Annotated in this window: 23 protein-coding genes; 8 read left to right on the top strand and 15 right to left on the bottom strand. The window is 26.8% G+C overall.

Annotated features, from left to right (window positions below):
• Positions 1–12: 12 nt before the first annotated feature.
• Positions 13–387 (bottom strand): hypothetical protein, encoded by a 375-nt coding sequence (locus tag ACBT_RS05265; RefSeq protein WP_024775216.1) that lies wholly within the window; start codon positions 385–387, stop codon positions 13–15.
• Positions 388–499: 112 nt separating this feature from the next.
• On the opposite strand from ACBT_RS05265, the gene ACBT_RS05260 reads away from it, so the two are divergent.
• The gene (locus ACBT_RS05260; protein ID WP_024775215.1) at positions 500–2,854 is read left to right on the top strand and encodes an ATP-binding protein; all 2,355 of its coding nucleotides are present in this window, start codon (positions 500–502) and stop codon (positions 2,852–2,854) included.
• A 22-nt stretch (positions 2,855–2,876) separates the two neighbouring features.
• On the opposite strand, the gene ACBT_RS05255 is transcribed toward ACBT_RS05260, so the two are convergent.
• Together ACBT_RS05255 and ACBT_RS05250 are read right to left on the bottom strand one after the other, a co-directional pair.
• Positions 2,877–3,473, bottom strand: a complete 597-nt coding sequence (locus ACBT_RS05255) for a YiiX/YebB-like N1pC/P60 family cysteine hydrolase (RefSeq protein WP_024775214.1) — start codon at positions 3,471–3,473, stop codon at positions 2,877–2,879.
• Positions 3,473–3,880 (bottom strand): DUF4878 domain-containing protein, encoded by a 408-nt coding sequence (locus ACBT_RS05250; protein WP_024775213.1) that lies wholly within the window; start codon positions 3,878–3,880, stop codon positions 3,473–3,475. Before ACBT_RS05250 ends, ACBT_RS05255 begins: the two co-directional genes overlap by 1 nt.
• A gap of 129 nt (positions 3,881–4,009) precedes the next feature.
• Here ACBT_RS05250 and ACBT_RS05245 point away from each other — a divergent pair, with 129 nt between their 5' ends.
• A complete protein-coding gene (locus ACBT_RS05245; RefSeq protein WP_024775212.1) occupies positions 4,010–5,749 on the top strand; it encodes a L,D-transpeptidase family protein in 1,740 nt (579 codons plus the stop codon).
• A gap of 10 nt (positions 5,750–5,759) precedes the next feature.
• On the opposite strand, the gene ACBT_RS05240 is transcribed toward ACBT_RS05245, so the two are convergent.
• The 4 genes from ACBT_RS05240 to ACBT_RS05225 all read right to left on the bottom strand — a co-directional run bounded on the left by ACBT_RS05240 (position 5,760) and on the right by ACBT_RS05225 (position 9,896).
• Complete coding sequence (locus ACBT_RS05240; RefSeq protein WP_024775211.1) at positions 5,760–6,893, bottom strand: hypothetical protein; 1,134 nt, start codon at positions 6,891–6,893, stop codon at positions 5,760–5,762.
• Between the two features lie 35 nt (positions 6,894–6,928).
• Positions 6,929–7,834 (bottom strand): class I SAM-dependent methyltransferase, encoded by a 906-nt coding sequence (locus tag ACBT_RS05235; RefSeq protein WP_024775210.1) that lies wholly within the window; start codon positions 7,832–7,834, stop codon positions 6,929–6,931.
• A 124-nt stretch (positions 7,835–7,958) separates the two neighbouring features.
• Positions 7,959–9,116 (bottom strand): acyltransferase family protein, encoded by a 1,158-nt coding sequence (locus ACBT_RS05230; RefSeq protein ID WP_228130303.1) that lies wholly within the window; start codon positions 9,114–9,116, stop codon positions 7,959–7,961.
• 81 nt (positions 9,117–9,197) lie between these two features.
• Complete coding sequence (locus ACBT_RS05225; RefSeq protein WP_024775208.1) at positions 9,198–9,896, bottom strand: alpha/beta fold hydrolase; 699 nt, start codon at positions 9,894–9,896, stop codon at positions 9,198–9,200.
• A 148-nt stretch (positions 9,897–10,044) separates the two neighbouring features.
• On the opposite strand from ACBT_RS05225, the gene ACBT_RS05220 reads away from it, so the two are divergent.
• The 3 genes from ACBT_RS05220 to ACBT_RS05210 all read left to right on the top strand — a co-directional run bounded on the left by ACBT_RS05220 (position 10,045) and on the right by ACBT_RS05210 (position 12,163).
• Positions 10,045–10,239: a YgaP family membrane protein gene (locus ACBT_RS05220; protein WP_024775155.1), complete on the top strand. Its 195-nt coding sequence runs from the start codon at positions 10,045–10,047 to the stop codon at positions 10,237–10,239.
• 149 nt (positions 10,240–10,388) lie between these two features.
• Positions 10,389–11,924 (top strand): IS1634 family transposase, encoded by a 1,536-nt coding sequence (locus ACBT_RS05215; RefSeq protein WP_176325386.1) that lies wholly within the window; start codon positions 10,389–10,391, stop codon positions 11,922–11,924.
• 44 nt (positions 11,925–11,968) lie between these two features.
• Positions 11,969–12,163 (top strand): YgaP family membrane protein, encoded by a 195-nt coding sequence (locus tag ACBT_RS05210; protein ID WP_024775155.1) that lies wholly within the window; start codon positions 11,969–11,971, stop codon positions 12,161–12,163.
• Between the two features lies 1 nt (position 12,164).
• Here the strand turns inward: ACBT_RS05210 and ACBT_RS05205 are convergent, their stop codons facing one another.
• Both ACBT_RS05205 and ACBT_RS05200 read right to left on the bottom strand, forming a co-directional pair.
• Complete coding sequence (locus ACBT_RS05205) at positions 12,165–13,460, bottom strand: M99 family carboxypeptidase catalytic domain-containing protein (RefSeq protein WP_024775156.1); 1,296 nt, start codon at positions 13,458–13,460, stop codon at positions 12,165–12,167.
• A 73-nt stretch (positions 13,461–13,533) separates the two neighbouring features.
• On the bottom strand, positions 13,534–13,896 hold the full coding sequence (locus ACBT_RS05200) for a RidA family protein (protein WP_024775157.1): 363 nt from the start codon (positions 13,894–13,896) through the stop codon (positions 13,534–13,536).
• Between the two features lie 146 nt (positions 13,897–14,042).
• Between ACBT_RS05200 and ACBT_RS05195 the strand changes: the two genes are divergently transcribed.
• Positions 14,043–15,743, top strand: a complete 1,701-nt coding sequence (locus ACBT_RS05195) for a protein adenylyltransferase SelO family protein (RefSeq protein ID WP_228130299.1) — start codon at positions 14,043–14,045, stop codon at positions 15,741–15,743.
• A 257-nt stretch (positions 15,744–16,000) separates the two neighbouring features.
• Here ACBT_RS05195 and guaA read toward each other — a convergent pair whose 3' ends face one another.
• From guaA to ACBT_RS11775, 3 genes are all read right to left on the bottom strand, one after another.
• On the bottom strand, positions 16,001–17,536 hold the full coding sequence (guaA, locus tag ACBT_RS05190) for a glutamine-hydrolyzing GMP synthase (RefSeq protein WP_024775159.1): 1,536 nt from the start codon (positions 17,534–17,536) through the stop codon (positions 16,001–16,003).
• Positions 17,537–17,597: 61 nt separating this feature from the next.
• A complete protein-coding gene (nadB, locus tag ACBT_RS05185; RefSeq protein ID WP_024775160.1) occupies positions 17,598–19,049 on the bottom strand; it encodes an L-aspartate oxidase in 1,452 nt (483 codons plus the stop codon).
• On the bottom strand, positions 19,046–19,177 hold the full coding sequence (locus tag ACBT_RS11775; protein WP_257117044.1) for an LptM family lipoprotein: 132 nt from the start codon (positions 19,175–19,177) through the stop codon (positions 19,046–19,048). The genes nadB and ACBT_RS11775 overlap by 4 nt, the downstream gene beginning before the upstream one ends.
• A gap of 153 nt (positions 19,178–19,330) precedes the next feature.
• On the opposite strand from ACBT_RS11775, the gene ACBT_RS11720 reads away from it, so the two are divergent.
• Positions 19,331–19,573 carry a hypothetical protein gene (locus ACBT_RS11720; protein WP_228130300.1) on the top strand — a complete coding sequence of 81 codons (243 nt, stop codon included), beginning with the start codon at positions 19,331–19,333 and terminating at the stop codon, positions 19,571–19,573.
• Between the two features lie 56 nt (positions 19,574–19,629).
• On the opposite strand, the gene ACBT_RS05175 is transcribed toward ACBT_RS11720, so the two are convergent.
• The 3 genes from ACBT_RS05175 to ACBT_RS05165 form a co-directional block, all read right to left on the bottom strand.
• Positions 19,630–19,872, bottom strand: a complete 243-nt coding sequence (locus ACBT_RS05175; RefSeq protein WP_024775162.1) for a hypothetical protein — start codon at positions 19,870–19,872, stop codon at positions 19,630–19,632.
• Between the two features lie 142 nt (positions 19,873–20,014).
• A complete protein-coding gene (gene lipA, locus ACBT_RS05170) occupies positions 20,015–20,914 on the bottom strand; it encodes a lipoyl synthase (RefSeq protein ID WP_034218554.1) in 900 nt (299 codons plus the stop codon).
• 10 nt (positions 20,915–20,924) lie between these two features.
• Positions 20,925–21,644 (bottom strand): lipoate--protein ligase family protein, encoded by a 720-nt coding sequence (locus ACBT_RS05165; protein WP_024775164.1) that lies wholly within the window; start codon positions 21,642–21,644, stop codon positions 20,925–20,927.
• A gap of 106 nt (positions 21,645–21,750) precedes the next feature.
• Between ACBT_RS05165 and aceE the strand changes: the two genes are divergently transcribed.
• A complete protein-coding gene (aceE, locus tag ACBT_RS05160) occupies positions 21,751–24,423 on the top strand; it encodes a pyruvate dehydrogenase (acetyl-transferring), homodimeric type (protein WP_024775165.1) in 2,673 nt (890 codons plus the stop codon).
• Positions 24,424–24,430: the final 7 nt, after the last annotated feature.

The raw sequence follows: 24,430 nt of genomic DNA, 5'->3' as shown, positions 1-24,430 counted from the left end.
CCTTTACAATTTTTAGCTATCTTTACTTAAAGTTGCTTCTTGCATGCTTATAACATAAGCTTTTACTCTCATCATTTCTTCTGTTGGATATTGGTTTTCTATGTTTCCTCTTTCCACTTTTACATAAAAGTCTCTTGATTCTTTGTTATAACCAAAATCAATATTTGAGATTAAAGACTCATACTTCGCAGCCACTTTTGATGGATCTACTTTTATTTGCTCAACTGCTTCATTCTTTTTACCTTTAGAAATGGCCTCTTGCTGAACTTGTTCCAAATCTTTCTTATTGTTAATTGATGCTGAATCTGCAGTAGATCTTACTTGCTGCATCTCAATGTTTTTATTCTCTTTGTACTGATCAATTCTAGGAATCATACCTACTTCCATTTTCGACCTCCTTAAAAGTTTTATTACTATCATTATACACAAATTAAATAATTTTTGCATTTACCTTTTTTTGATATAATCTTAGAATATTTCAAATAATAAAGGTTGAATAATGTCAAATTCATTTAATTATGAGAGTTTAAAACTATTTTATATAGGAAAACAAAAAGATAATAACAGTTATGTTCCTCTTGTTTATCAAAATAAGGATTTATTAACTCATGCTGCAATTATTGGTATGACAGGAAGTGGGAAAACTGGGCTTGGAATAACTATTCTTGAAGAAGCAGCTATAGATAACATACCTTCAATAATAATAGACCCAAAGGGAGATATGACAAATTTACTTCTTACATTTCCAAATCTTCAAACTAGTGATTTTGAACCTTGGATAGAAGAACAAGAAGCGATTAATAGTGGAAAAACTATACAAGAATTTGCGCAAAGTCGTGCAGAACTTTGGAAAAAAGGATTAGAACAAGATTTCCAAGATATTTCAAGAATTGAAAAACTAAAAAATTCTGCTGATTATACTATTTATACTCCCGGAAGTGATGCAGGAGTTCAAGTTTCTATTCTTAGTTCATTCAAAGCTCCTTCAAAAGAAGTATTAGAAGATAATGAACTATTAGTCTCTTTGATTAACTCCACTGTAAGCTCTATTTTGGCTCTTATTGAAGAAAAAGCTGATTCAAGTTTAAAAGAGTCAATTTTATTATCTTCTATATTTTTAAATGCCTTTAAAGAACAAAAAGATTTATCACTTGAAGAGTTAATTAGCCTTATTGTAACTCCACCTTTTTCAAAAATTGGGGTTTTTGCTTTAGAGACTTTTTTTGCACAAAATGACAGATTGAAACTAGCATTAAAACTAAATGGAATCATAGCAAATCCAGCTTTTTCAACTTGGATAGAAGGAGAAGCTCTCGATATTTCAAAAATGCTTTATGATGAAAATGGGAAAGCAAAAGTAAGTATATTTTCAATTGCTCATTTAAATGATGCTCAAAGAATGTTTTTTGTAACTATTTTATTAAACCAAATGGTTGCATGGATGAGAAGACAAGAAGGAACAACTTCTTTAAAAGCCCTACTTTACATGGATGAAATTTTTGGATATTTTCCCCCTTCGAGTAATCCTCCTTCAAAACAACCGATGCTTACACTATTAAAACAAGCAAGAAGTTTTGGAATAGGAATAGTATTATCTACTCAAAATCCAGTTGATATAGATTATAAAGGTTTATCTAATATTGGAACTTGGTTTATAGGAAGACTTCAGACAAAACAAGATATTGACAAAGTAATAGATGGTCTAAGTGGAGCTAATCAAGGTATAAATAAAGCTCAAATAGCATCTCTTTTATCAAATTTAGAAAAAAGAAATTTTGTTTTAAACAATGTAAATGATGATGGAATTAAAGTATTTGAAACAAGATGGGCACTATCATATCTAAAAGGTCCAATTCCAAAAGATGGAATAAAAAAACTTATGAGTGAAAAGAAATCCTTAAATAACAAAGAAAAAATATCTGTAAATACTAGTGAAACAAAAATCGATATCTCAAAAAGTATTCCTAAACCAATTTTAATAAGTAATATTGGAGAGTTATATCTATATAGTTCTCAAAACAGTAATTACTATATGCAACCATATCTTATATGCTCAGGTTCTGTTAGATTTGTAAATACATCTATGCAAATTGATATTGAGAAAAATTTAAAATATAAGTTCTATCTTGATGAAAAAATGGAAGAAGTAAATTTTGATGAAAAAGAAGAGTTTTCTGATTTAAAATTTGAAACAAAAGAAAAAGCAAATACTAATTACTACGAACTACCTAAATTTATTCAAAATGAAAGAGATTTGAAACAAATTGAAAAAGATTTTTCTGATTATTTATATAGAAATTCTAAGCTTACTTTATACAAAATTGATTCTTTAAAATTATCTTCAAAACAAGAAGAAAATTTAGAAGATTTTAAAATTAGAGTTCAAGATAGATTAAATGAAAAAATCGATTTAGAAATAGAAAAATTAAAAAATAAATATGAAAAAGAGAATAGTGATTTTGAAACTAAAATATCAAAGTTATATGATAAATTAGATAAAGAAAAAAGAGAAGCTACAGCCTCTACAACCGATACAATTTTAGATATAGGGACTTCAATTTTAGGTGCTTTTTTTGGTAAAAGCAATGCTGCTTCTAGCTTAGGGAAAATAGCTAGTGGAGCAAAAGGAGCAAATAAAATTTTAAAAGAGAGAGAAGATGTAAAAATTGTAGAAAATGAAATAGCAGTGTTACAAGAGCAAAAAGCTTCTCTTTTAAATATTTTAGAAACTGAAGTATCAAAAATTAAAGAAGAAAATTCAATATCAAAATTTCAAATTGAAGAGTTCTATATAAATCCAAAAAGAACTGACATTTACAACCTAAAATTAGAACTTTTATGGCAAGAACAATAAGAATTTAAAGGTATGAAATAAATCAAAAATTTATTTCATACCTTTTTTCAAGATTTGTATTTTTTAGAATACTATTTATAGTTATTCCATTAATTCCGTAAAAATCAAATAAATAAGTATACAAATTTTCATTAAAAAGTTTAAAATATACTTCATTTATAAACTCTGTACAATATAAAGTATCATTATCTAAAAGGAAAGAGTAATCAAACTTTATTTTACTTTTTTCATATTCATCTAATATTTTTTTTAAATCTTCTTCTTCAAAACTATTTTTAGTTCTATAAACTGCAATTTTTTTTGCATTTTTTGTAAAATCTAAAATAGATTGAATCTTTAAATCATCATTTTTTTCATCAGCTTCCATATGATAAATTTTTAGCTCATTATCTTTTCTAAAAACTATTCCAAGATGAGAGTAAGGGGATTTATCAATATTTGAGAACATATCACTTAAAATATTTTGTTCTTTCCTAAATATTATATCACCACTTTTTAATTCAACCATATTCTTAATATTATCGCTATTTAGACTCTCTTTATTTTTGTCTAAAAACTTCATAACTTGAAAATAAGAAAAAAATAGTAAAAATATTAATACTATGAATCTAATTTTCATTATTTATTAATGCTAACTTTCCATTGATCTTCTAATTTTTCAAGCTCCAAAATATTGTTTTTTACATTATCTTTTGTTTTTTCTTCAACTATAACAGTTGCATTTACTTTACTATTTTCTTTAACATCAACTACTTTGAAACTATTTAAATCTTTAAAAATAGTTTTCATACAAGCTGATAATTCATTTTCTTGTTTTAAATCTTTATCAAAACATCCCATTGTAAATGTAAGCCCCATCAATCTTTGTGTAGAATCTGTTGAATATTTTTTAAATGTTGCAACATCTCCATTTTTTAAAGAGTTATAAAATTTCTCAGTTGCATCTTTTGGACTCTCTCCTCCACAAGCTGTAAATAAAATAGCACTTGAAAGCGCTAAAATTGAAACTTTAATAGTAGTTTTCATACTTTCCCTTTTCTATATTTTTTAAAACAATATCCAAAAAAAACTTACAAATAAAATTTTAGTATAAACAAAAGTAGTTTTTAATTATTTTTTTGTTATTTTAAAACTTTATTTTATATGGAGACATAAATGTTAAACTTCAAATTTATGATATCTATTTTATTGTTAAATAGCTATCTGTTTTCTTCTAGTATCAATTTAGATTTAAAAAATTATTTAAATAAAGATGCTAACTCAACATTAGTAAAAATCGATAGATTAAAAAATTATTATTCAAATAATGATGCTAAAACTTATTGGATAGATAAGAGTGGAATTAAAAGTATCTCTTTAGAATTTATAAATTTAGTTAAAAATGATCCTGTTTATAAACCAAATGTAAATAAACTTTTTAAAATAGATGAACTTGAAGAAAAAATTTCAAAATTGGATAAATCTAATCATTCATACAATAAAGATTTATTTGATATTGAAATATTGCTAACTCAGATTTACGATAAATACACAAATTATTTACTAAAAGGCTCAATTAATTGGCAAGCTTTTCAAGAAAAATTAAAAGAGTTGAAATTAAAGGATATTGATGCCCAGTGGGATAGAGATCTTGTAAAAAAAGATAATAAGCAGATATTAAAAGAGATTATTGAGAAAAATGATGTTTCAATAATTTCAGAAAAAATTGATACTAATTTTCCTAATAAAAAAGAGCTTGAAGATTCTATATTAGCTTTAGAAAAGATTATTAAATCTGGCGATTACAAAAAACTACCTCCTTTTAAAACCCTAAGAATTGGAGATTATGGAGAAAATGTAAAATTCTTAAGGGAGAGACTTTTCCAAAGTAACAATTTACAAACTGCTTGTAAAAATAGTGTAAATATTGAGAATTTAGTTACAAATAGTGTAAATACTGAAGAAAATACAAATAAAGAAGAGATAAAAGAAAATGAAGTAATAAAAACTATATCTTGTGAAGAGTATTTTGATGAAGATTTAAAAAATGCTGTTATTAGTTTTCAAAAACAACATGGTCTTTTAGCAGATGGAATTGTTGGTCCTTCAACACAAACTTTTTTAAATAAAAGTGCAAAAGAAAAAATAAATCAAATTAGATTAAATATAGAAAGAATGAGATGGCTCCCTAGAGATTTTGGAGAAAAATATTTACTAATAAATATTCCTGAATATAATTTAAAAATTATTGAAAAAAATGAAATAAAACTTAACATGCCAGTAATTGTAGGTGATGTAAAATACCCTACTCCAATTTTTTCAGACAAAATGTCGTATATTGTATTAAACCCTACTTGGAATATACCTAGCAGTATAATTAAAAAAGAGGTTATTCCAAAATTAATGGAAGATCCAAACTATCTAAATACAAAAGAGATAACTGCATTTAATAACTGGAGAGATGAGAGTGAACCAGTAAATAACAAAGATTTAATAGATAGCATTATATTAGAGAATCCTGAGGCATTGGAAGGGTTAAGATTAACGCAAGCACCAGGTACTCAAAATCCACTAGGAAAGATGAAATTTATGTTTCCAAACAAGCACTCTGTATACTTGCATGATACACCAAATAAATATCTGTTTGCAAATAGTAGAAGAGCTTATTCTCATGGATGTATAAGACTTTCAAAACCAAATGAACTGTTAAATATACTATCAGAAGATAATCAAAATATTGATCAAAATAAAGTTACAGAAATTTTAAAAGATAATAAAGAAAAATCTATAGGACTAAATCAAAAACTTCCTATTCACATCATCTATCTTACATCTTGGGTTGATGAAAATGGAACTTTACAATTTAGAGAAGATATATATAACTACGACAAAATCCAAAAAGAGTTGCTTTTTTAAGCTCTCTTTTTTATTTTATTATAGAGATATTTTTTAAAATATGTTTTATATTATCAACACTTAGTCTATGAGTATCATCTAAAACTTTCATAAAAAATCTTACTTCTGCATTTGTAAAACCATCTGGTTCTTTCTCTTTTATTGAGACTTCATCATTTCCACAAAGTCTAACTCTTTGTAGTTTTTCATTTGTCTCTTTTACATAATAAACAACATCTATTTCTGATTGATTAATTTTTTCTAAAGTTACAATAATCTTATCCTCTTTTACGATATAGCAAAAGTCATTAAATAGTTCTTTGAAATCTTTACTATTTATATAACCAATATAAAGCTTTGTATAAATATCAAAATATAAAAACATTTTTGGAGTAGAAAAAAACTTCAAATCAACTTCAAATTTTGGATGTTTTCGAGAGATATTTAAAATCCACTCTAAAGTTGGAAAATATGGGAACTTCTTATATTTTATGCTATAAGCTTCTATAAATTTTTTATCTTCTGGTGCTTTTAATGTTTGAAGTTCATTTTTTACTTTTTTTGCAAATATTATTTTCTCTATTAAATCATCATCATTCAAATCATTTGTAAGCCAAATAGTTGAATATTCTGGGAAGTTTTTAGTTCCTGTTGAACCTTTTGTTAAAACTATTAAAGCTTTTATTTCTAAAGAAGGAAAGATTATTTTTAAAAGTGCATATTTTTTTGCTAATCTCTTGTTTAAACTTGCTGTTTTTTTTGAAGTACTCATTTCTACAAAATATACACTATCTTCAGTAAAAAAAAGTGCATCAAACTCACTAATATCTTTATATGCTGATTTATAAACTATTTGAGAACTTCTATCTATTAAAAGTCCACTCTTTATAAAATGGTTTTCCTTTGCTTGATAAGGTCCTTTTAGAACAAAACTTTTTATATCTTTATTTTCTAAAGCATATTTTAAAAGAAGTTCATAGATAATATTTTCATAAATTTCACCAACAAAACTACTATAAGCTGTAATATATGAGATATCATCTTTTGAGATATTATTTTTAACCAAGTATTTTAAAGTTTTACTATCATAAGAGTAATGAAGAAGGTTCTCTTTTATATCATCTATTTCTAAATTTTTAATCTTTTCCGTAATTTTAAACTGCATCTTTAAATCTTTTCCCCATAATTTACTTAATTATACTAAATCTTTTCGAAAATTAAAACTTTAAGTCCATTTTCATCACTATTTGAGACAAATTCTTTTGGATTTTCTATTCTTTTTATAAATTTAAAGTCAGGAGCAAACTCTTTGAATATCTCTTTTAAATACGAACTAGTTAAAAAAGGATCATTTAAACAAGCTACTATTAATGAACCTTTATTAGAAAATGAATCCAATCTTTTTACAATCTTTACATAATCATTTGTTGCGACAAAAGAACCTTTTTGGAAAGATGGAGGATCTATTATTATAATATCAAATGGTGATTCACTTTTAATTCTACCAAAAGATTTCAAAATATTATGAGGAAGAAATTTAACATTTTTTGTTTCTAAACCATTTATATGGTGATTTTGTCTTCCTATAGATAAACTATTTTTCCCCATATCAATATTTACAACTTTTGATGCTCCTCCAAAAATAGATGTAACAGAAAAAGCACAAGTATATGAAAAAAGATTTAATATGCTTTTATTTTTAGATATATTTTTTATATATTCTCTTGTATTTTTCATGTCAAAAAACAGACCAATATTTCTATTTCTAAAATCAATTTTATACTTCAAACCATTTTCTATAGCATAAAAATTTTCTGGAATTTCTCCATATATTGATTCGAAAAAGTCACTATTTTTATACTTTCTTTGAACTATTAAATTTTGAAAGTTATTAGATAAAGTTAGATTTTTTAATATTTTAATAATTTCTAACTCTTCAGAATTTTCTTCATAAAAAGTTGCAAAAAGTGTATTATCTAAGCTATCAACAGTCAAAAATGAAAAATTATCATAGAAATTCCCTCGACCATGAAAAACTCTTTTTATTTCATCTGTTTTATCTTTTAAATTAATACTTATATTCTCTTCTAAATTCTGTAAATTCATAAAATTTCTTTTCTATTGTTTTAATTTTAGATTATACTTAAAATAGCTAAATAATTTAAATGTTGATAGTGCTAAAGGGTGTTAAAAAGTAAAATAATAAAAGTAGAGAATAACTCTCTACTTTTTATTTTGTAATTTTATCAACAAAATTACTTACAGGTGTTACAAGTTTTTGTAAAAGCATACTTACAAGAATAAATACAACCATCCACACAATAACAGCTGCCCAAGAAGGTAAATAATCAAAGAAAACATCATATCTTCCCATTAATGGCCAGTGAATTAGATAAACTTCATAAGAAAATGCTCCATAAATAGCTAAAAACTTACTTTCAACCTTTTTAAGAACAAATATAACTACAAATGCCATCATAATAACAACACAAGCTAATTGCTCAACTAAATAGTTCTCTCCTAGTATCGCTTTTACTGTAGGCCAATCTTTTGCGCTTGTATGCTGAGAAACATAAGCTACTATTAAAGCCATCACTAAAATAACTAAATATCTAGGTAGATTTGAATTATCTCTAAAATTTTTAATTGATTCAACCAATTTATTTTTTTCATTTGGTTTGATTGCTAAAAGCCAAGCCATAACAATACCTATAGAAAAGGCTACTGAATGAAGTCTATGAAGCCAATTACTTCCAAGGTCAAGTGGATTTGTTCCTCCAATTATTAAAGCAATAACTGCAAGGATAATAGCAGTTAACCAAGGTGCTTTTTTAATAAAAAATAGTGGGAAAAGAATATAAAACATCATCATCCAAGTAATATACCAAAATGGCGAGTTTACATCAGCAAAACCATCAGCAGTTGGGAAAAATCCAAGTGCAGACTTAATCATATACATAAATCCATAATTTTTATCTAGGAAAATAAAATCAGCAATAAACATTATTATTAGAGCTATCCAAAAAGGAATAAAAATTTTAATTACTCTTTTTTTATAGAACTCCAAAGTACCCATTGGTCTTTTCATCATTCCCACAGTTAGTCCAAACCCTGACATTAGTAGGAATAAATCAACTCCAACTCCAGCAATTGTAGAAAGAGGATACAAAAACTCCCAATTATTTACTTTCATATAAGTAAAATGTGCAAATACAACGGTTAAAATTCCCAACCCTTTTAACTCATTTGTAACACTAATAGGAAAAACATCCGTATGAGAACTTTTTTTAATAGTAAGAAAAACAACTAATAAAAAAGCAACAATTACAATCTGAGTTGCAAATTGAACATCATCTGTAATTTCATATGTAACCTGACCTATAGCCATTGGCTATCTCCTTTTAAAATAAATATCTGTTAATATAATATCTTAAAAACATTTATTTATTACTTTATATAAATAAACATTTTAGTTATTCATCCAATTTTTTATATTTTGTGCAAGTTCATCAGGAAATTCAAGAGGAATATTATGACTCGTACCAAATCTTTTTATTAAATTTATATTATGTTTTTCATTTTCTAATTTTCTAATTGCTAAAGAATCAAGTAATCTATCATCAGAGCTATAAAACATAGTTACAGGCAATTTTAACTCTTTTAAATGTGATGATAAATCCTCTCTATTAAAAGTACTCTCAAGTTGAGATATAAATGTATCTTTACCCATTTCATTAAACATAGTAACAATAGTTTGCAATAATTCTATATCATTTTGATTTTGTTCTTCAACTAGAGTTTTTGCTTTTTGTATATCTAAATAAATTTCATCATTTATTTTCGCAAATTCTAATTTTTCTCTTCTTCTAGCTAACTCAATATCAGAAGTTTTTGCAGGAGTTGCACTTAGCATAAACAATCTTTTTACTCTAGAAGGAAAATTTATTGCAAAATATGAGGCAATATAACCTCCTAAGGAAAAACCTAAAAGATTAATTTTTTCTTCTTGAATCTCTTTATGTAAAAGTTTATTAATTTCATCAAAATTTGTACTTTTTGGAATTTTCAAATGTACAATTTCAAAATCATCTTCTATTTTTGGTAAAATCCTATTCCATAATCGTTCATTTGTCATAAGCCCAGGAATAAAATATATTTTTTCTTTCATTATATAAAACCTTTAAATTTTTTATTAGATTTTACTAAAAGCCAACTTAATGAAGAAATCTCATCATTTTTAATAAGTTTTACTTATTTATATTAGATTAAGTATACTTATATAATAATCTCAAATATTTATAATCATGGAGTTTAAAATGAATGTATTTGATAAAATAAGAGCATTTTGTAGACCATTTAGAATTGTTATAGGATTAGTTTTAATAGCCATAGGATATTTTACAAGTAATGAGTGGTTTTATTTAGGAGTTATCCCTTTGGCAGCAGGACTTATTGATTTTTGTCCACTTTGTAGTGTTAGTGGAAAATGTACACCTAAATTTAAGAAGTAAATTACTTCTTAAATTTAATAATTAACATTCCAGAAAATTTATTACCCCTGACTTCATCACTTTTTTAAAATCATGAAAAAAACACTCTTAAAAGCTCATATATATGGGTTTCTAATTTTAAAGTTGGGTGACCCACGATATAATTTTATATGTTTATACGTAAAAAAAGAAATTCAAGCGGCAGTGTTAGTATTCAAATCTTAGAAAAAGTTAATCGTAGAAATATACTTATTAAAACAGTAGGTTCTTCAAAAGATAAAAATGAGATTGAATTATTCTATGAGGAAGCTTTAAAATTAATTCCGGAACTAACAAATCAACCAATATTAGATCTTTTTCCAAGCGAGAATAGTGAGAATATTTTTGATACATTTGTAAAAAATCTTTCAACAAATAGTGTTTTATGTATTGGACCAGAACTATTTATTGGGAAAATATTTGATTATATTGGATTTAGTAAAATAACAAAAGATGAAATATTAAAACATTTAGTAATCACAAGACTTATAAACCCTGGTAGTAAATTAAAAGTTATTGAATACCTAAAAAGATATAGAAATATAGATATTGATATTATGAAGATTTATAGGTTTATGGATAAGTTTCATAATAAATACAAAGATGAAATAGAACAAGTTGCTTTTTTACATACAAAAAAAATAGTTGGAGAGATAACTGTTTTATTTTATGATGTAACAATACTCTACTTTGAGAATGAGGATGAAGATGATTTAAGAAAGATTGGATTCAGTAAAGATGGGAAATTTCAAAGTCCACAAATAATGCTTGGACTTCTAGTAGGTGAATATGGATACCCAATAGGCTATGATATTTATGAAGGAAATAGCTATGAAGGTAATACACTAATTCCAATACTAGAAAAGTTTGAACAAAAGTTTAATTTACAAAAACCAATTGTAATTGCAGATTCAGGATTATTATCAAAACAGAATATTGAAGAACTGAAAATAAATAACTATGAATTTATTCTGGGTGCAAGAATAAAAAATGAAAATCATATTACAAAAAAAGAGATACTTTCTCTAAATCTTAATGATGAAAATAATTTAGCATCTGTCAAAAAGGATGATCTCACTTTAATTTTATCATATACTCAAAAAAGAGCAAAAAAAGATAAATATAATAGAGAGAAAGGTTTAAAAAGATTAGAAAAAACTATTAAAAGTGGGAAACTTACTAAAGATAAAATCAATAGTAGAGGATATAATAAATACCTTCACTTAAAAAATGAAATTGAAGTTGTAATAAATTATGAAAAATTTGAACAAGATGGACTTTGGGATGGTATCAAAGGATATGTAACAAATACAACTCTTTGTCCAAATGATGTTATTGAAAATTATTCAAATCTTTGGCATATAGAAAAAGCTTTCAGAATTTCAAAAACAGATTTAAAAATTAGACCAATTCATCACTATTTAAAACATAGAATTGAGGCTCATATTTCAATATCATTTATAGCCTACACAGTCTATAAAGAACTAGAAAGAATTATTAAAATTAATGATAGAAATTTGTCAGTGCAAAAAGCACTAGAAGAGATAAAAACAATTTATGGACTAGAATATACTAATCCAATTACAAATAAGAAAAAATTTGAAATTCTACAACTAAACGAAATTCAACTAAAAATACAAAATATTATCGATATTGAACTTGGGTGACCCATTGATGAAGTCAGGAAATATTTATAATCATGGAGTTTAAAATGAATGTATTTGATAAAATAAGAGCATTTTGTAGACCATTTAGAATTGTTATAGGATTAGTTTTAATAGCCATAGGATATTTTACAAGTAATGAGTGGTTTTATTTAGGAGTTATCCCTTTGGCAGCAGGACTTATTGATTTTTGTCCACTTTGTAGTGTTAGTGGAAAATGTACACCTAAATTTAAGAAGTAAATTACTTCTTAAATTTAATAATTAACATTCCAGAAAATTTATTACCTTTATAGAATTCTACTCTATATTCGTTATTATTTGTATCTATAGAGTAAGAATTTTGTATATCACCTTTCGTTAGTAAAATATCATCTTCACTATCAACTCCATCTTTGCTATAACCTATAATATTTACCCTATAAGAAGATTTTAGAATTTTAAAATTATTTTCAACTTCTATAATATTACCTAGCTTTGTTTCAATAATTTTTCCATCAATATCAATTTTTATCTTTTCTTTTGCATCATGTAATTCAAAAATTTCTGGAACTAAAGTAGTAACTTTCTGGTTCCCAATATAAACTTCATAATAATTTTTTACACTTTTAACATTTCCTAAAATATGTTCAAAATTAAAACTATTTTTTGAATTCTTCATTGGTACGAATCTTAACTCATTTTTAATATTTTCTAAATCTAATTTTATATTATCGTTTATTGTTAAAGTACCAAATTGAGCTATTAATTTTTGTACTTCATCATAATTATTTAAATCAAAATCTTTTTCAAATTTTATATCCATCAAATTCATAAACTCTTCAATTGATTTTAATTGATAAATTACCTTATGAGTAAGATCTGTAATATTTTTACTTGTCTCTATTGCAAAAGCTGGTTTATTATTTGTAACAGCAAAATAAGTTAAAGATAATTGTTGTTCTTCATCTTTTGCTTTTGTTTCAGTATTTTTAACACTAAAAAAATGGAAATCTTGAAATAATTTATCTTTATTTAATGCGTCTCTTACTTTTGAAGCTATCTCATCTAAATTACCAAATTTATCTAAAGAGTGTATTTTCTCTTGATCAATAATTGTTGTTTGTCCCCATGCTTTTGGGTTAAAAATCGCATTTTCATAATCTTTTCTATAGAAACCATGTCCATCATGTAAGTTTAGAATCAAATCAACTTTTTTATTTGTAATCAACTTTTTTATTTTTTGTATATTTGCAAAATCTGGATCTTTTTTATCAATTTTACTAAATTTTCTATTCATATCTTTGTATATACCTCTAGCATCTGCCATCATACTATCAATATTAACACTAGGAGCCACCCATACATTACCTTTTTTTATTTTATAATGTTTCTCAAAAAATGCAGGTGCAAAATAACCTCCAGGCTCATCACCATGAATACCACCAATAATAAGAAGTGTATTACCTTTTACATCTGCTTCTTTTTTATATAAAGAAAAATCTTTATTGGAACCGAAAAGATTTATAACTAAAATAAAAAGAACAACCAAAAACTTCATAATTCTCCTAAAAATAATAAAAAAATAGTTAATATAATATCAAAACGCTTTTTAGAAATTGGTTAAGATTGTATTATTTATATTTTTCACCAGCTGCTGCCGTAAATGTCATCTCAACAAGTAATTTTGGATTTACTATTTCAGCCTTTACACAAGCCCTACTTGGAGCTGTTCCTTCTGAAAACCAAGAATCCCAAACTTCATTTAGAGCATCAAAATTATTAAAGTCTGTTATATAAATAGTTACTGCTAAAATTCTTGATTTATCACTATCGATTAACGCTAAACTAGCTTCTGCTTGGTCGAATATTTGTTTTACTTGACCTTTTATATCTGCATTTTCATCTGTATCAGCAACTTCTGTAAAAGTTGCGATTTGATTAAATACAGTAATATCTGACCAACGTTTACATGGATTTATTCTATGAATTTTCATTAAAAACCTTTTTAATATCTAAATTTTAAAAATTTTATCTAATTAGTATTTAAACAGTTAAGATTTAAGAACTATATGAATCAATAGGATTATTTTTATAGTTATGTTAAAATCTTAATAAATAAAAATTTATGGAAAATATTATAATGAAAAAAAACAGTAATAAAAATATAGAAACATTTGAAGAACTATCTAATTTGGGTGACTACTCTTTTATAAAAAATCTAAATTGTGATCCCAATTCAAAATTAAATGGTGATAATAAATCACCAAGAGAGATTTTTAGTGGACATTATGTACTAGTAACTCCCACTCCAATAAAAAATCCAATATATATTTCTCACAGCCAAAAGTTTTTCGAAGAATTAGGTTTTAGTGAAGCTCTAACAAATTCAGAAGATTTTATCAAAATGTTTTCAGGAGATATGCATAATATTTCTAAACTTACACAAAATATAGGTTGGGCTACTGGATATGCATTATCTATTTATGGAACTGAATATTATGCCCAATGTCCTTTTCAAACTGGAAATGCCTACGGAGATGGTAGAGCAATATCAATATTTGAAGCAATTATAAATGATAAAAGGTGGGAATTTCAACTAAAAGGTGCTGGAAAAACACCTTATTGTAGAGGTGCTGATGGACGTGCTGTTTTAAGATCAAGTGTTAGAGAATTTTTAGCACAAGAACATATGCATGCGCTTGGTATTCCTACATCAAGATCATTAACTTTATTTACTTCTAAAGATGAACAAGTAAAAAGACCTTGGTTTAGAAACAATTCTTATTCAAAAGAGCCTGAAGTTATGATTGATGAAGATGTTGCTATTGCTACAAGAGTTGCTTCTTCATTTATAAGAGTTGGCCAAATAGAACTATTTGGAAGACGTGCAAGAAAAAATGAACATGAAAATGCTTTAAAAGAGTTAGAGATGATTATTTTACATTTGATTGATAGAGAGTATAGTGAAGTAATCAGAAAAGATTTAAGCTTAGAAGAAAAAGTTATTTTATTAGCAAATGAGTTTCAAAATCGTCTTACTTCATTGGTAGCTAATTGGTTAAGAGTTGGATATTGTCAAGGTAATTTTAATAGTGACAATTGTGCTGCTGGAGGATTTACACTTGATTATGGTCCTTTTGGTTTTATCGAAATGTTTGATCCTAAATATCAATCTTGGACAAATGGAGGAATGCACTTTTCATTTTTCAATCAACCAATAGCTGCTCAGAAAAACTTTAAATCATTTTGCAATTCTCTAAAACTCTTATTTAATGGTAATTCAGAAAGTTTACAAAAACTTCAAGAAATTGAAAATAACTTTTCAAATGTTATGCAATCAAAAATAGAAAATATGTGGGCTAATAAACTTGGAATTGATAAATTTAATTTTGAATTATTTGAAGAACTAATAAATCTTATGATAGAAACAAAAGTTGACTATACTATATTTTTCAGAGAATTATCAAATATTCCAAATGATGTTTATCTTCTTGAAAAAAGTTTTTATAAAAATTTAGAAAATGAAGAGATAAAAATAAAATGGAATAATTGGTTAGAAAAATGGAAATTACATATTAATCTTAAAGATGAAGAATCTACACAAGAATTATCAAATAAAATGAAATTAATCAATCCTAAATATACTTTAAGAGAATGGCATCTAGTTTGGGCATATCAAGAAGCAGAAAATGGAAACTATGAACCAGTAAATGAATTACAAAATATTATGACAAATCCATATTCTGAGCAAACAAAAGAAATAGAAGAAAAATATTATGTTAAAAAACCTTCAAACTTTTTTGGAATAGCAGGTATATCTCATGTTAGTTGTTCATCATAAAAAAGTTTTAATTTCGAGAGTATAAAGTAATAAATGGTGATATTTATTTTTTATGAAAAGTATATATTTCCAGCAAGAGCAATAATTGTTAACACTTTTAATAATAAAATTTGTGCAATTTTGCTTTCTTTTATTTTATCTATCAAATCTTACCTTTTAAAAAATTTTATATAAATATCAAAAAGCTAAAAGAAAGATGTATTAAAAGTACATCTTTCTCTAACTTAATGAAAAAATAAATTCAAAGTTATTAGAAATTATTCCCACTCAATAGTTGCAGGTGGTTTTGATGAAATATCATACACTACTCTATTAATTCCATCAACTTCATTAATAATTCTTCTTGAAATTGTTTCAAGTATTTCATGTGGAATATGTGCAAAAGTTGCTGTCATTCCATCTGTTGCATCTACTATTCTTACACAAACAGTGTTGTCATAAGTTCTATTATCTCCCATAACTCCAACAGATTTTACATTTAAAAGTACTGTAAACGCTTGCCAAGTTTTTTCATAATATCCAGTTGAATGTAATACATCAAGTAAAATAACATCTGCTTTTCTTAATAAATCTAAGTCTGGTTTATTTACATCTCCCATAACTCTAATTGCAAGTCCAGGTCCAGGGAAAGGATGTCTATTTATCATATTTCTTGGAAGTCCTAACTCTAATCCTAAAGCTCTTACTTCATCTTTAAAGATTTCTCTTAGAGGCTCAACTAACTCAAATTTCATCCAATCAGGAAGTCCACCAACGTTATGGTGAGATTTTATAGTTTTAGATGGTCCTTTTACAGAAACAGATTCAATAACATCTGTATATAAAGTTCCTTGCGCTAAAAATTCAACACCTTGATGTTTTTTTGCTTCTTTATCAAATACTTCAATAAAAGTTTCACCAATAATTTTTCTTTTTCTCTCAGGATCTGTAACCCTTGCTAATTTAGTTAAAAATTCTTCACTTGCATCAACAGTAATTAAATCAATACCTCTAGATTTAAAAATAGTTTCAACTTGTTCTCTTTCATTTGCTCTTAAAAGACCATTATCAACAAATACTGGAATTACTTGATTTCCAATTGCTTCAAAAAGAAGAGTTGCTACAACAGAACTATCAACCCCACCTGAAACAGCACATAAAACTTTTTTATTTCCAACTTGATTTTTAATTTTTGCCATTTGTTCTTTTGCGAAACTTCCCATATTCCAAGTACTTTCACAACCACAAATATATTTTGCAAAATTTTTAAGAAGCTTACTTCCACACTCTGAATGATAAACTTCAGGATGAAATTGGAAGGCATAAATATTTCTATTTGTATCAGCAATAGCTGCATAAGGTGAGTTTTCACTAATTGCTATTTTCTCAAAACCAGATGGAATTTCCTCTACTCTATCTCCATGACTCATCCAAACAATTTGCCCAGATGTAGTGTCTTTGAAAATTTCATTATCTGCTACAATTTCTAACTGCGCTTTACCATATTCATGACTAGTTGCAGGAACTACTTTTCCACCGAAATGTTGAGCAATAAGTTGCATACCATAACAAATTCCTAAAATTGGAAGTCCTAAATCAAATATTGTACTATCTGGATGATATGAATCAGCGGCATAAACAGAAGCTGGTCCACCTGAAAGAATTATTCCTTTTGGAGTTCTTGCCATAATATCTTCAATTGATTCACTATATGGAACAATCTCTGAATAAACTCCACTCTCTCTTAATTTTCTAGCAATAATTTGTGTATATTGGCTACCAAAATCTAATACAACTATCGGTACATGTTTCATAAAAATTTTTACCTTTCTTTCACGCTTTTTTTTAATATTTTATTCTATCTAAAAAGACTTTTTAATCTTCTTTTATAAAATGAGCCCCTAAAGATTTCTCTCTTTTTAGACTTGCTTTTAATATAGTTCTTGCTGTTAAAAGTCTTAAATATAGTAATCTTCCAACATCAAGCTTCAGATAATTCTCTATTCTTTCTAGTGCTTCTTTTAACTCTTTTTTACTTCTAACAATTCCTGCAGTTTCCCACATTGTTCTTCTTAAATCGTCTTTTATCTCTTTATCTATATTCTTATTTCTTGTATAAACTTTTATCTCTTTGGTATAGTTTTCTTTTGATATTTTAAAATTTTCTTTTAAAGAATTATTTACTGCAATTCTTGAGAATACTAGCCCTTCTAATAAAGAGTTTGATGCTAATCTATTTGCTCCATGAACTCCATTACATGCAACTTCACCAATGGCATAAAGATTTTTAAAACCTTTAACTTTTGTATCCAGTCCAACTTCAATTCCACCCATACAATAGTGAAATGCTGGGCTTATTGGAACATTTTCAAAAGGAAGTTCATATCCTAAGTCTTTAATATTCTCATATATATTTGGAAATCTTTGTTTAAATGCTCTTTTTTCAAAGTTTTCAAATGATAAATAAACACCCAATCCAGTTCTTTTATTGTAATCAAAAATAGCTCTACTCACTATATCTCTAGGAGCCAACTCTCCATCTTCATGATAATCAAATAAAAATCTTTTACCATTTTCATCTACAACAAAAGCACCCTCACCTCTTAATGCTTCGCTTAAAAGAGGTTTTCTAGCAAAACTTGTACCTTTTAAAACCGTTGGATGAAATTGAGTCATTTCCATATCTTTTAAAGAAATGTTTTTTTCAGCGATAATTCCATGAACTTCTCCTGCATTAGCAGTTGAATTTGTATGATACTTATAAATAGAACCAACCCCTCCACTAGCAATTATAACGTTATTAGAAAAAGCAACTTTTTGTTCATATTCACTTGTGAAATATTGTACCCCATAACAAATATCATCTTGAATTAATAGATCACAAACTACTGCTTGAGTCAATATTTCATGAGGGCAGTGTTCAAGTAAGAATAGATGAATTTCTCTTCCTGTAGCATCTCCAGAAGCGTGTAAAATTCTATTTCTACTATGAGCAGCTTCTTTTGTGTAAGCCAAACTTCCATCTTCCTTTTTATCAAAATTCATACCTGCATCAATAAGCTCTTTTATTGTAGGAATTGATTCTTTACTTAAAAGCTCAACTGCCTCAAGATTGTTATAATTAGCACCAGCTTCTAATGTATCTTTTATATGCGCTGGGATATCAGTTTCATCAACTGCACTTGCTATTCCACCTTGTGCCCAGAAAGTATTTGAATTCCAAGTAGACATTTTACATAGGATTAAAACTCTTTTATCTTTTGGTATAAGTCGAGCTGCATTTAATCCTGCTATTCCAGCTCCAACTATTATATAATCATATATCATTGTTGTTTTGTTTCTTGTTTATCACTTGGTGCATAAATAGGATCTGCTTTATATCCACAACCACTAAAACTAAATAAAACTCCTGCTATAATTAGCGTATGAAAAAAATTAACGATATTCTTACTCATATTGAATCCCTTCCTGAATTTAAAAAATTTAATACCATAAAATCAATCTCGAAATTTATTGATATTCTTCCTGCAAAACTTAAAAATGGTATCAAATTTGCATATGTAAAAAATAGAACTCTTTTTTTTGTATTGACTCACCAAGTATATAAAATGGAATTCAAGTATAACAAAGAGGAAATAAAGAATTTATTAGAAAAATATCAATTTGACGATATTTCTGATATAGATTTTTTTGTAACAAATAATATAAATGTTGAAAAAAATAAGAAAATTGAAGATACGAAATATGAAGAACGCTCTTTAGGGATTTTTGAAAATAAAGTAAAAGATGAAAAACTTTTTTTAAAATTTGAAAATATTAGAAAGATTATAAAAGAGTCAAAAAATACTTGAAGAATAAATTTTTAATCTAAAAACTTATTACAAAGTATAAATTTAACAATGAAATATTAAAAACCTACAGCAAAGATATTTTTCTTTTTATTATGTTTTAATGACATATTTTGTGCTTGAATATAGATGTTACATAATCTTAATTCAAATAAATCTTGTGCATCAGAATGTAACCAATAATCTTCTTCAATTAAACTTCTTGCAAGATCTTCAACCTTTTTATTATCCATGTTTCTTATGGCTTCAACTGTATAACTAATCTCTTGAGGCTTCCTCTCAAACTTTTCCGTAATACTCATATATAATTCCTTTTTTTTGATATTTATTTTTAAGTTCTTAACCTAAAAATTATAATATTTTAGTGAATATTTATTTCAATTCGATTACATTATCTAAATAAGAAGGTATTTAAATTCATAAAATTTAAATACCTAAATTATCTTATAAAGCAGTAGCCATATTTAAATAATGATGAGCCATGTAAGAACTTCTAGCATATGGACTTGCTTTTACAAACTCAAATCCCATTTTATAAGCAATATCTTCATATCTTTGAAATTGTTCTGGTTTTACATACTCAATAACCTTCTCAAAGTCTCCACTAGGTGCTAAATATTGGCCAATACTTAAAAATTTACAACCTACTTCTAATAAATCTTGAAAAACTTGAATCATCTCATCTTCTGTTTCACCAAGCCCTACCATTAAAGCACTTTTTGTTTTTATTTTATCTCCACCAAGCTCTTTTAGTTTTCTTAAAACTTCTAAACTTCTTGCATAAGTTCCATTTCTTCTAATTCTATATAAGCTCGGAACTGTTTCTACATTGTGTCCAATAATAGTTGCACCTGATTCTATAACTCTTTTCAAACTATCTTCATTTCCTTTGAAATCAGGAATTAATATTTCAACTTTTGTTTGAGGAGATTTTTCTATAATATCTTTTGTTACTTTATAAAATTGCTCAGCTCCACCATCTTTTAAATCATCTCTAGCAGGACTTGTTATTACAACAAATTTCAGCCCTAAACTTAAAACTGAAGTGGTTACTTTTTTTATCTCTGTTTCATCAACTCCATTTGGTAATCCTGTTTTTACATTACAATATGTACATCTTCTAGTACAAATATTTCCTAAAATCAAAAATGTAGCGTTTTTATTTGAAAAACACTCACTTATATTTGGACATTTTGCTTCTTGACAAATTGTGTGAAGCCCACCTACATCTTTTAATAAATTTTCCATTTCAACTTGCGTATGAGGAGTTAATTTTTTTCTTAACCATTCTGGTTTTTTAAAATTTGCTTCACTTGTATTATTAGTATTAAATTGTTGTGTCATATTTTCCTCTTTAATTATTTTCATTATTTAATCTATTTAAAATTTCTATTTCATCACTATTTAAATCATCTTCAATAAATTCTACATTAAAACTTTCTATAAATGCTTTTACAAGAGCATCTTTTGCCTCTTCAAAACCTAAATTTATTCCAAAATCATCTAAACTACTTCCAAAAAATTCACTATTTTGTTTTTTAAATAATGGAATTGAACCATGTTGTAAAATGCAATTTTTTGCTCTTTTTTGAGCATTTCCACCAATCTTTTTATCATTTATTATAATATCATAGGCTTCAAATCCAACTTGACAAAAAGGACTTTTACTCAAAATTATATTTTCATTATCCTTTGCAAAACTAGCTTTTAATCCTAAATATTCGTAAAATTTCAACAAAAATTGACATAATAGAAAATATGTCTCTTTTACATCACGATTTTCAATCATATTTGGATTTAAAACTATTGTATAAGAGATATCATGTCCATGAAAAAGAACTCCACCACCTGTTAATCTCTTAGATACATTGTTTTTATACTCCTCTTTTAACGAAGAATAATCGTCTATATTTTGCCCTGCACCAAAACTAATGCTATCTTCCCAAGAATAAATTCTTAAAATTGGTAAGCTATCATTATTAAAAGCTTTAAATAATGCTTTATCTATATTAGAGTTAACCTTAGAACTAAGGTTTTGTGATATAATCAATCTAAATTTATTGTTAAACTTCATCTATTTTTTGTCCTAAAAAGATTTGACTAAGTGAATTATAATTTAATTCATATTAAAATTGCAAATTAATTTTAAAAATTAAGATAACTTTTATAAAAGGAGATTTATGCCAAAGTTACATTTAGAAGATATCAATCCACTGGAAACAAAAGAGTGGATGGAAGCTTTAGAAGCTGTTATAGAAGAAGAAGGAGTTGAGAGAGCTCATTTTCTACTAGAAAAATTAATAGACAAATCAAGAAGAAGTGGCGCTCACTTACCTTATAGTGCAACAACTGCTTATATAAATACTATTCCTACTAGCGAAGAACCAAAGATGCCAGCTGACATGGATTTAGAAAGAAAAATAAGATCAATTATTAGATGGAATGCTCAAATTATGGTTCAAAGAGCTTCAAATAAACAACTTGAACTTGGTGGTCATATAGCATCTTTTCAATCATCTGCTACACTTTATGATGTTGCTTTTAATCACTTTTTTAGAGCACCAAATGAAAAAGATGGTGGAGATTTAATATTTTTTCAAGGACACATTTCTCCAGGTATTTATGCTAGAAGTTTCTTAGAAGGAAGATTTACTCAAGAACAAATGGATAATTTTAGACAAGAAGCATTTAATGATGGATTATCATCTTATCCACATCCAAAACTAATGCCTTCATATTGGCAATTCCCTACAGTATCTATGGGACTTGGACCATTACAAGCTATTTATCAAGCAAGATTTTTAAAATACCTTACAAATAGAGGAATTAAAGATTGTAGTGAACAAAAAGTATATTGTTTCATGGGAGATGGAGAGTGTGATGAACCTGAATCTTTAGGTGCAATTGGTATGGCTGCTAGAGAAGGTTTAGATAATCTTATTTTTGTTATTAACTGTAACTTACAAAGACTTGATGGTCCAGTTAGAGGAAATGGAAAAATTATTCAAGAACTTGAAGGTGAATTTAGAGGAGCTGGTTGGGAAGTTCTTAAAGTAATTTGGGGAGGTCTATGGGATGCACTTTTAGAAAAAGATACATCTGGTAAACTTCTTGAATTAATGGAACAAACAGTTGATGGAGAATATCAAAACTTTAAACAAAAAGGTGGAGCATATACTAGAGAGAATTTCTTTAATAAATTCCCAGAAACTGCAAAACTAGTTGAAAATTTAAGTGACAATGATATTTGGAAATTAAATAGAGGTGGACATGACCCTGTTAAAGTTTATGCTGCATTCAAAAGAGCAGTTGAAACAAAAGGAAGACCAACAGTAATCTTAGCAAAAACTGTAAAAGGTTATGGAATGGGAAGTGCTGCTGAAGGTATGAACATTGCTCACCAAGTTAAAAAAGTAGATGTAAACCACCTAAAAGCGTTTAGAGATAGATTTGATTTACCTATAAGTGATGAAGCAGTTGAATCTTATTCATATTATAGACCATCTGAAGATTCTCCTGAAATTAAATATCTAAAAGAAAGAAGAGCTTCTCTTGGTGGATTTGTACCTCAAAGATTAGAGAAATTTACAAATAAACTAGAAATTCCTGCTTTAGGTGATTTTGAAAGTATTTTAGCTGGAAGTGGAGATAGAGAAATATCTACAACTATGGCATTTGTAAGAGTTTTAAATGTTTTATTAAAAGATAAAAATATTGGAAAAAGCATTGTTCCAATCGTTCCTGATGAAGCTAGAACTTTTGGTATGGAAGGTATGTTTAGACAATTTGGTATTTATTCAAGTGCTGGACAAAAATATATTCCACAAGATAAAGATCAAGTAGCATTCTATAAAGAAGATATTAAAGGACAAGTTTTACAAGAAGGAATTAATGAGTTAGGAGCTATGAGTTCATGGATTGCAGCAGCTACTTCATATTCAGTTAATAACTGTCCAATGATTCCATTCTATATTTTCTATTCTATGTTTGGATTCCAAAGAACTGGTGACTTATGTTGGGCAGCTGGTGATCAAAAAGCAAGAGGATTCCTTGTTGGTGGAACAAGTGGTAGAACTACACTAAATGGTGAAGGTTTACAACACGAAGATGGTCACTCTCACATTTTAGCAAATACTGTACCAAATTGTATTACTTATGATCCAACTTATGGTTATGAAGTTGCAGTTATTGTAAAAGATGGTATTGATAGAATGTATGGTGAGAAACAAGAAGATATCTTCTACTATATTACAACTTTAAATGAGAACTATGTACAACCTGCAATGCCTGAAGGTGCTGAAGAGGGAATTATAAAAGGTATCTATAAAGTTAAAACTTTTGAAGCAAGAAATGATTTTCAAGTTAAACTTTTAGGTTCAGGATCAATTTTCCAAGAAGCTATTAAAGCAGCAGAAATTTTATCAAGTGAATATGATATTAAAGTAGATATTTACTCTGTTACTTCTTATAATGAATTAACAAGAGAAGCTCAAGATGTTGAAAGAGCAAATCTTTTAAATATAGATAAAGAGCCTCTAGTACCATACGTTGAAAAAGTTTTAGGAAGCAATAATGACAACATTATTATTAGTGCAACTGATTATATAAAAGCTTATTCTGAACAATTAAGACCTTACATAAAAGGAAGTTTTAAAGCTTTAGGAACTGATGGTTTTGGAAGAAGTGATAGTAGAGCAAACTTAAGAAAATTCTTTGAAGTTGATACAAACTTTATTGTTTATACTACTTTAGCAGAGCTTGCAAGAAATGGTAAATTAGATAAAAAAGTGGCTCTTGAAGCTATGAAAAAATATGAGATTGATGCAACTAGAATCAATCCAAGAAATGCTTAAGGAGTAA

The organism is Aliarcobacter cibarius (assembly GCF_013372265.1).
Classification (GTDB): Bacteria; Campylobacterota; Campylobacteria; order Campylobacterales; family Arcobacteraceae; genus Aliarcobacter; species Aliarcobacter cibarius.
Note: the sequence above shows the minus strand (reverse complement) of the source record. Positions and strands in the feature narration are given on the sequence as shown.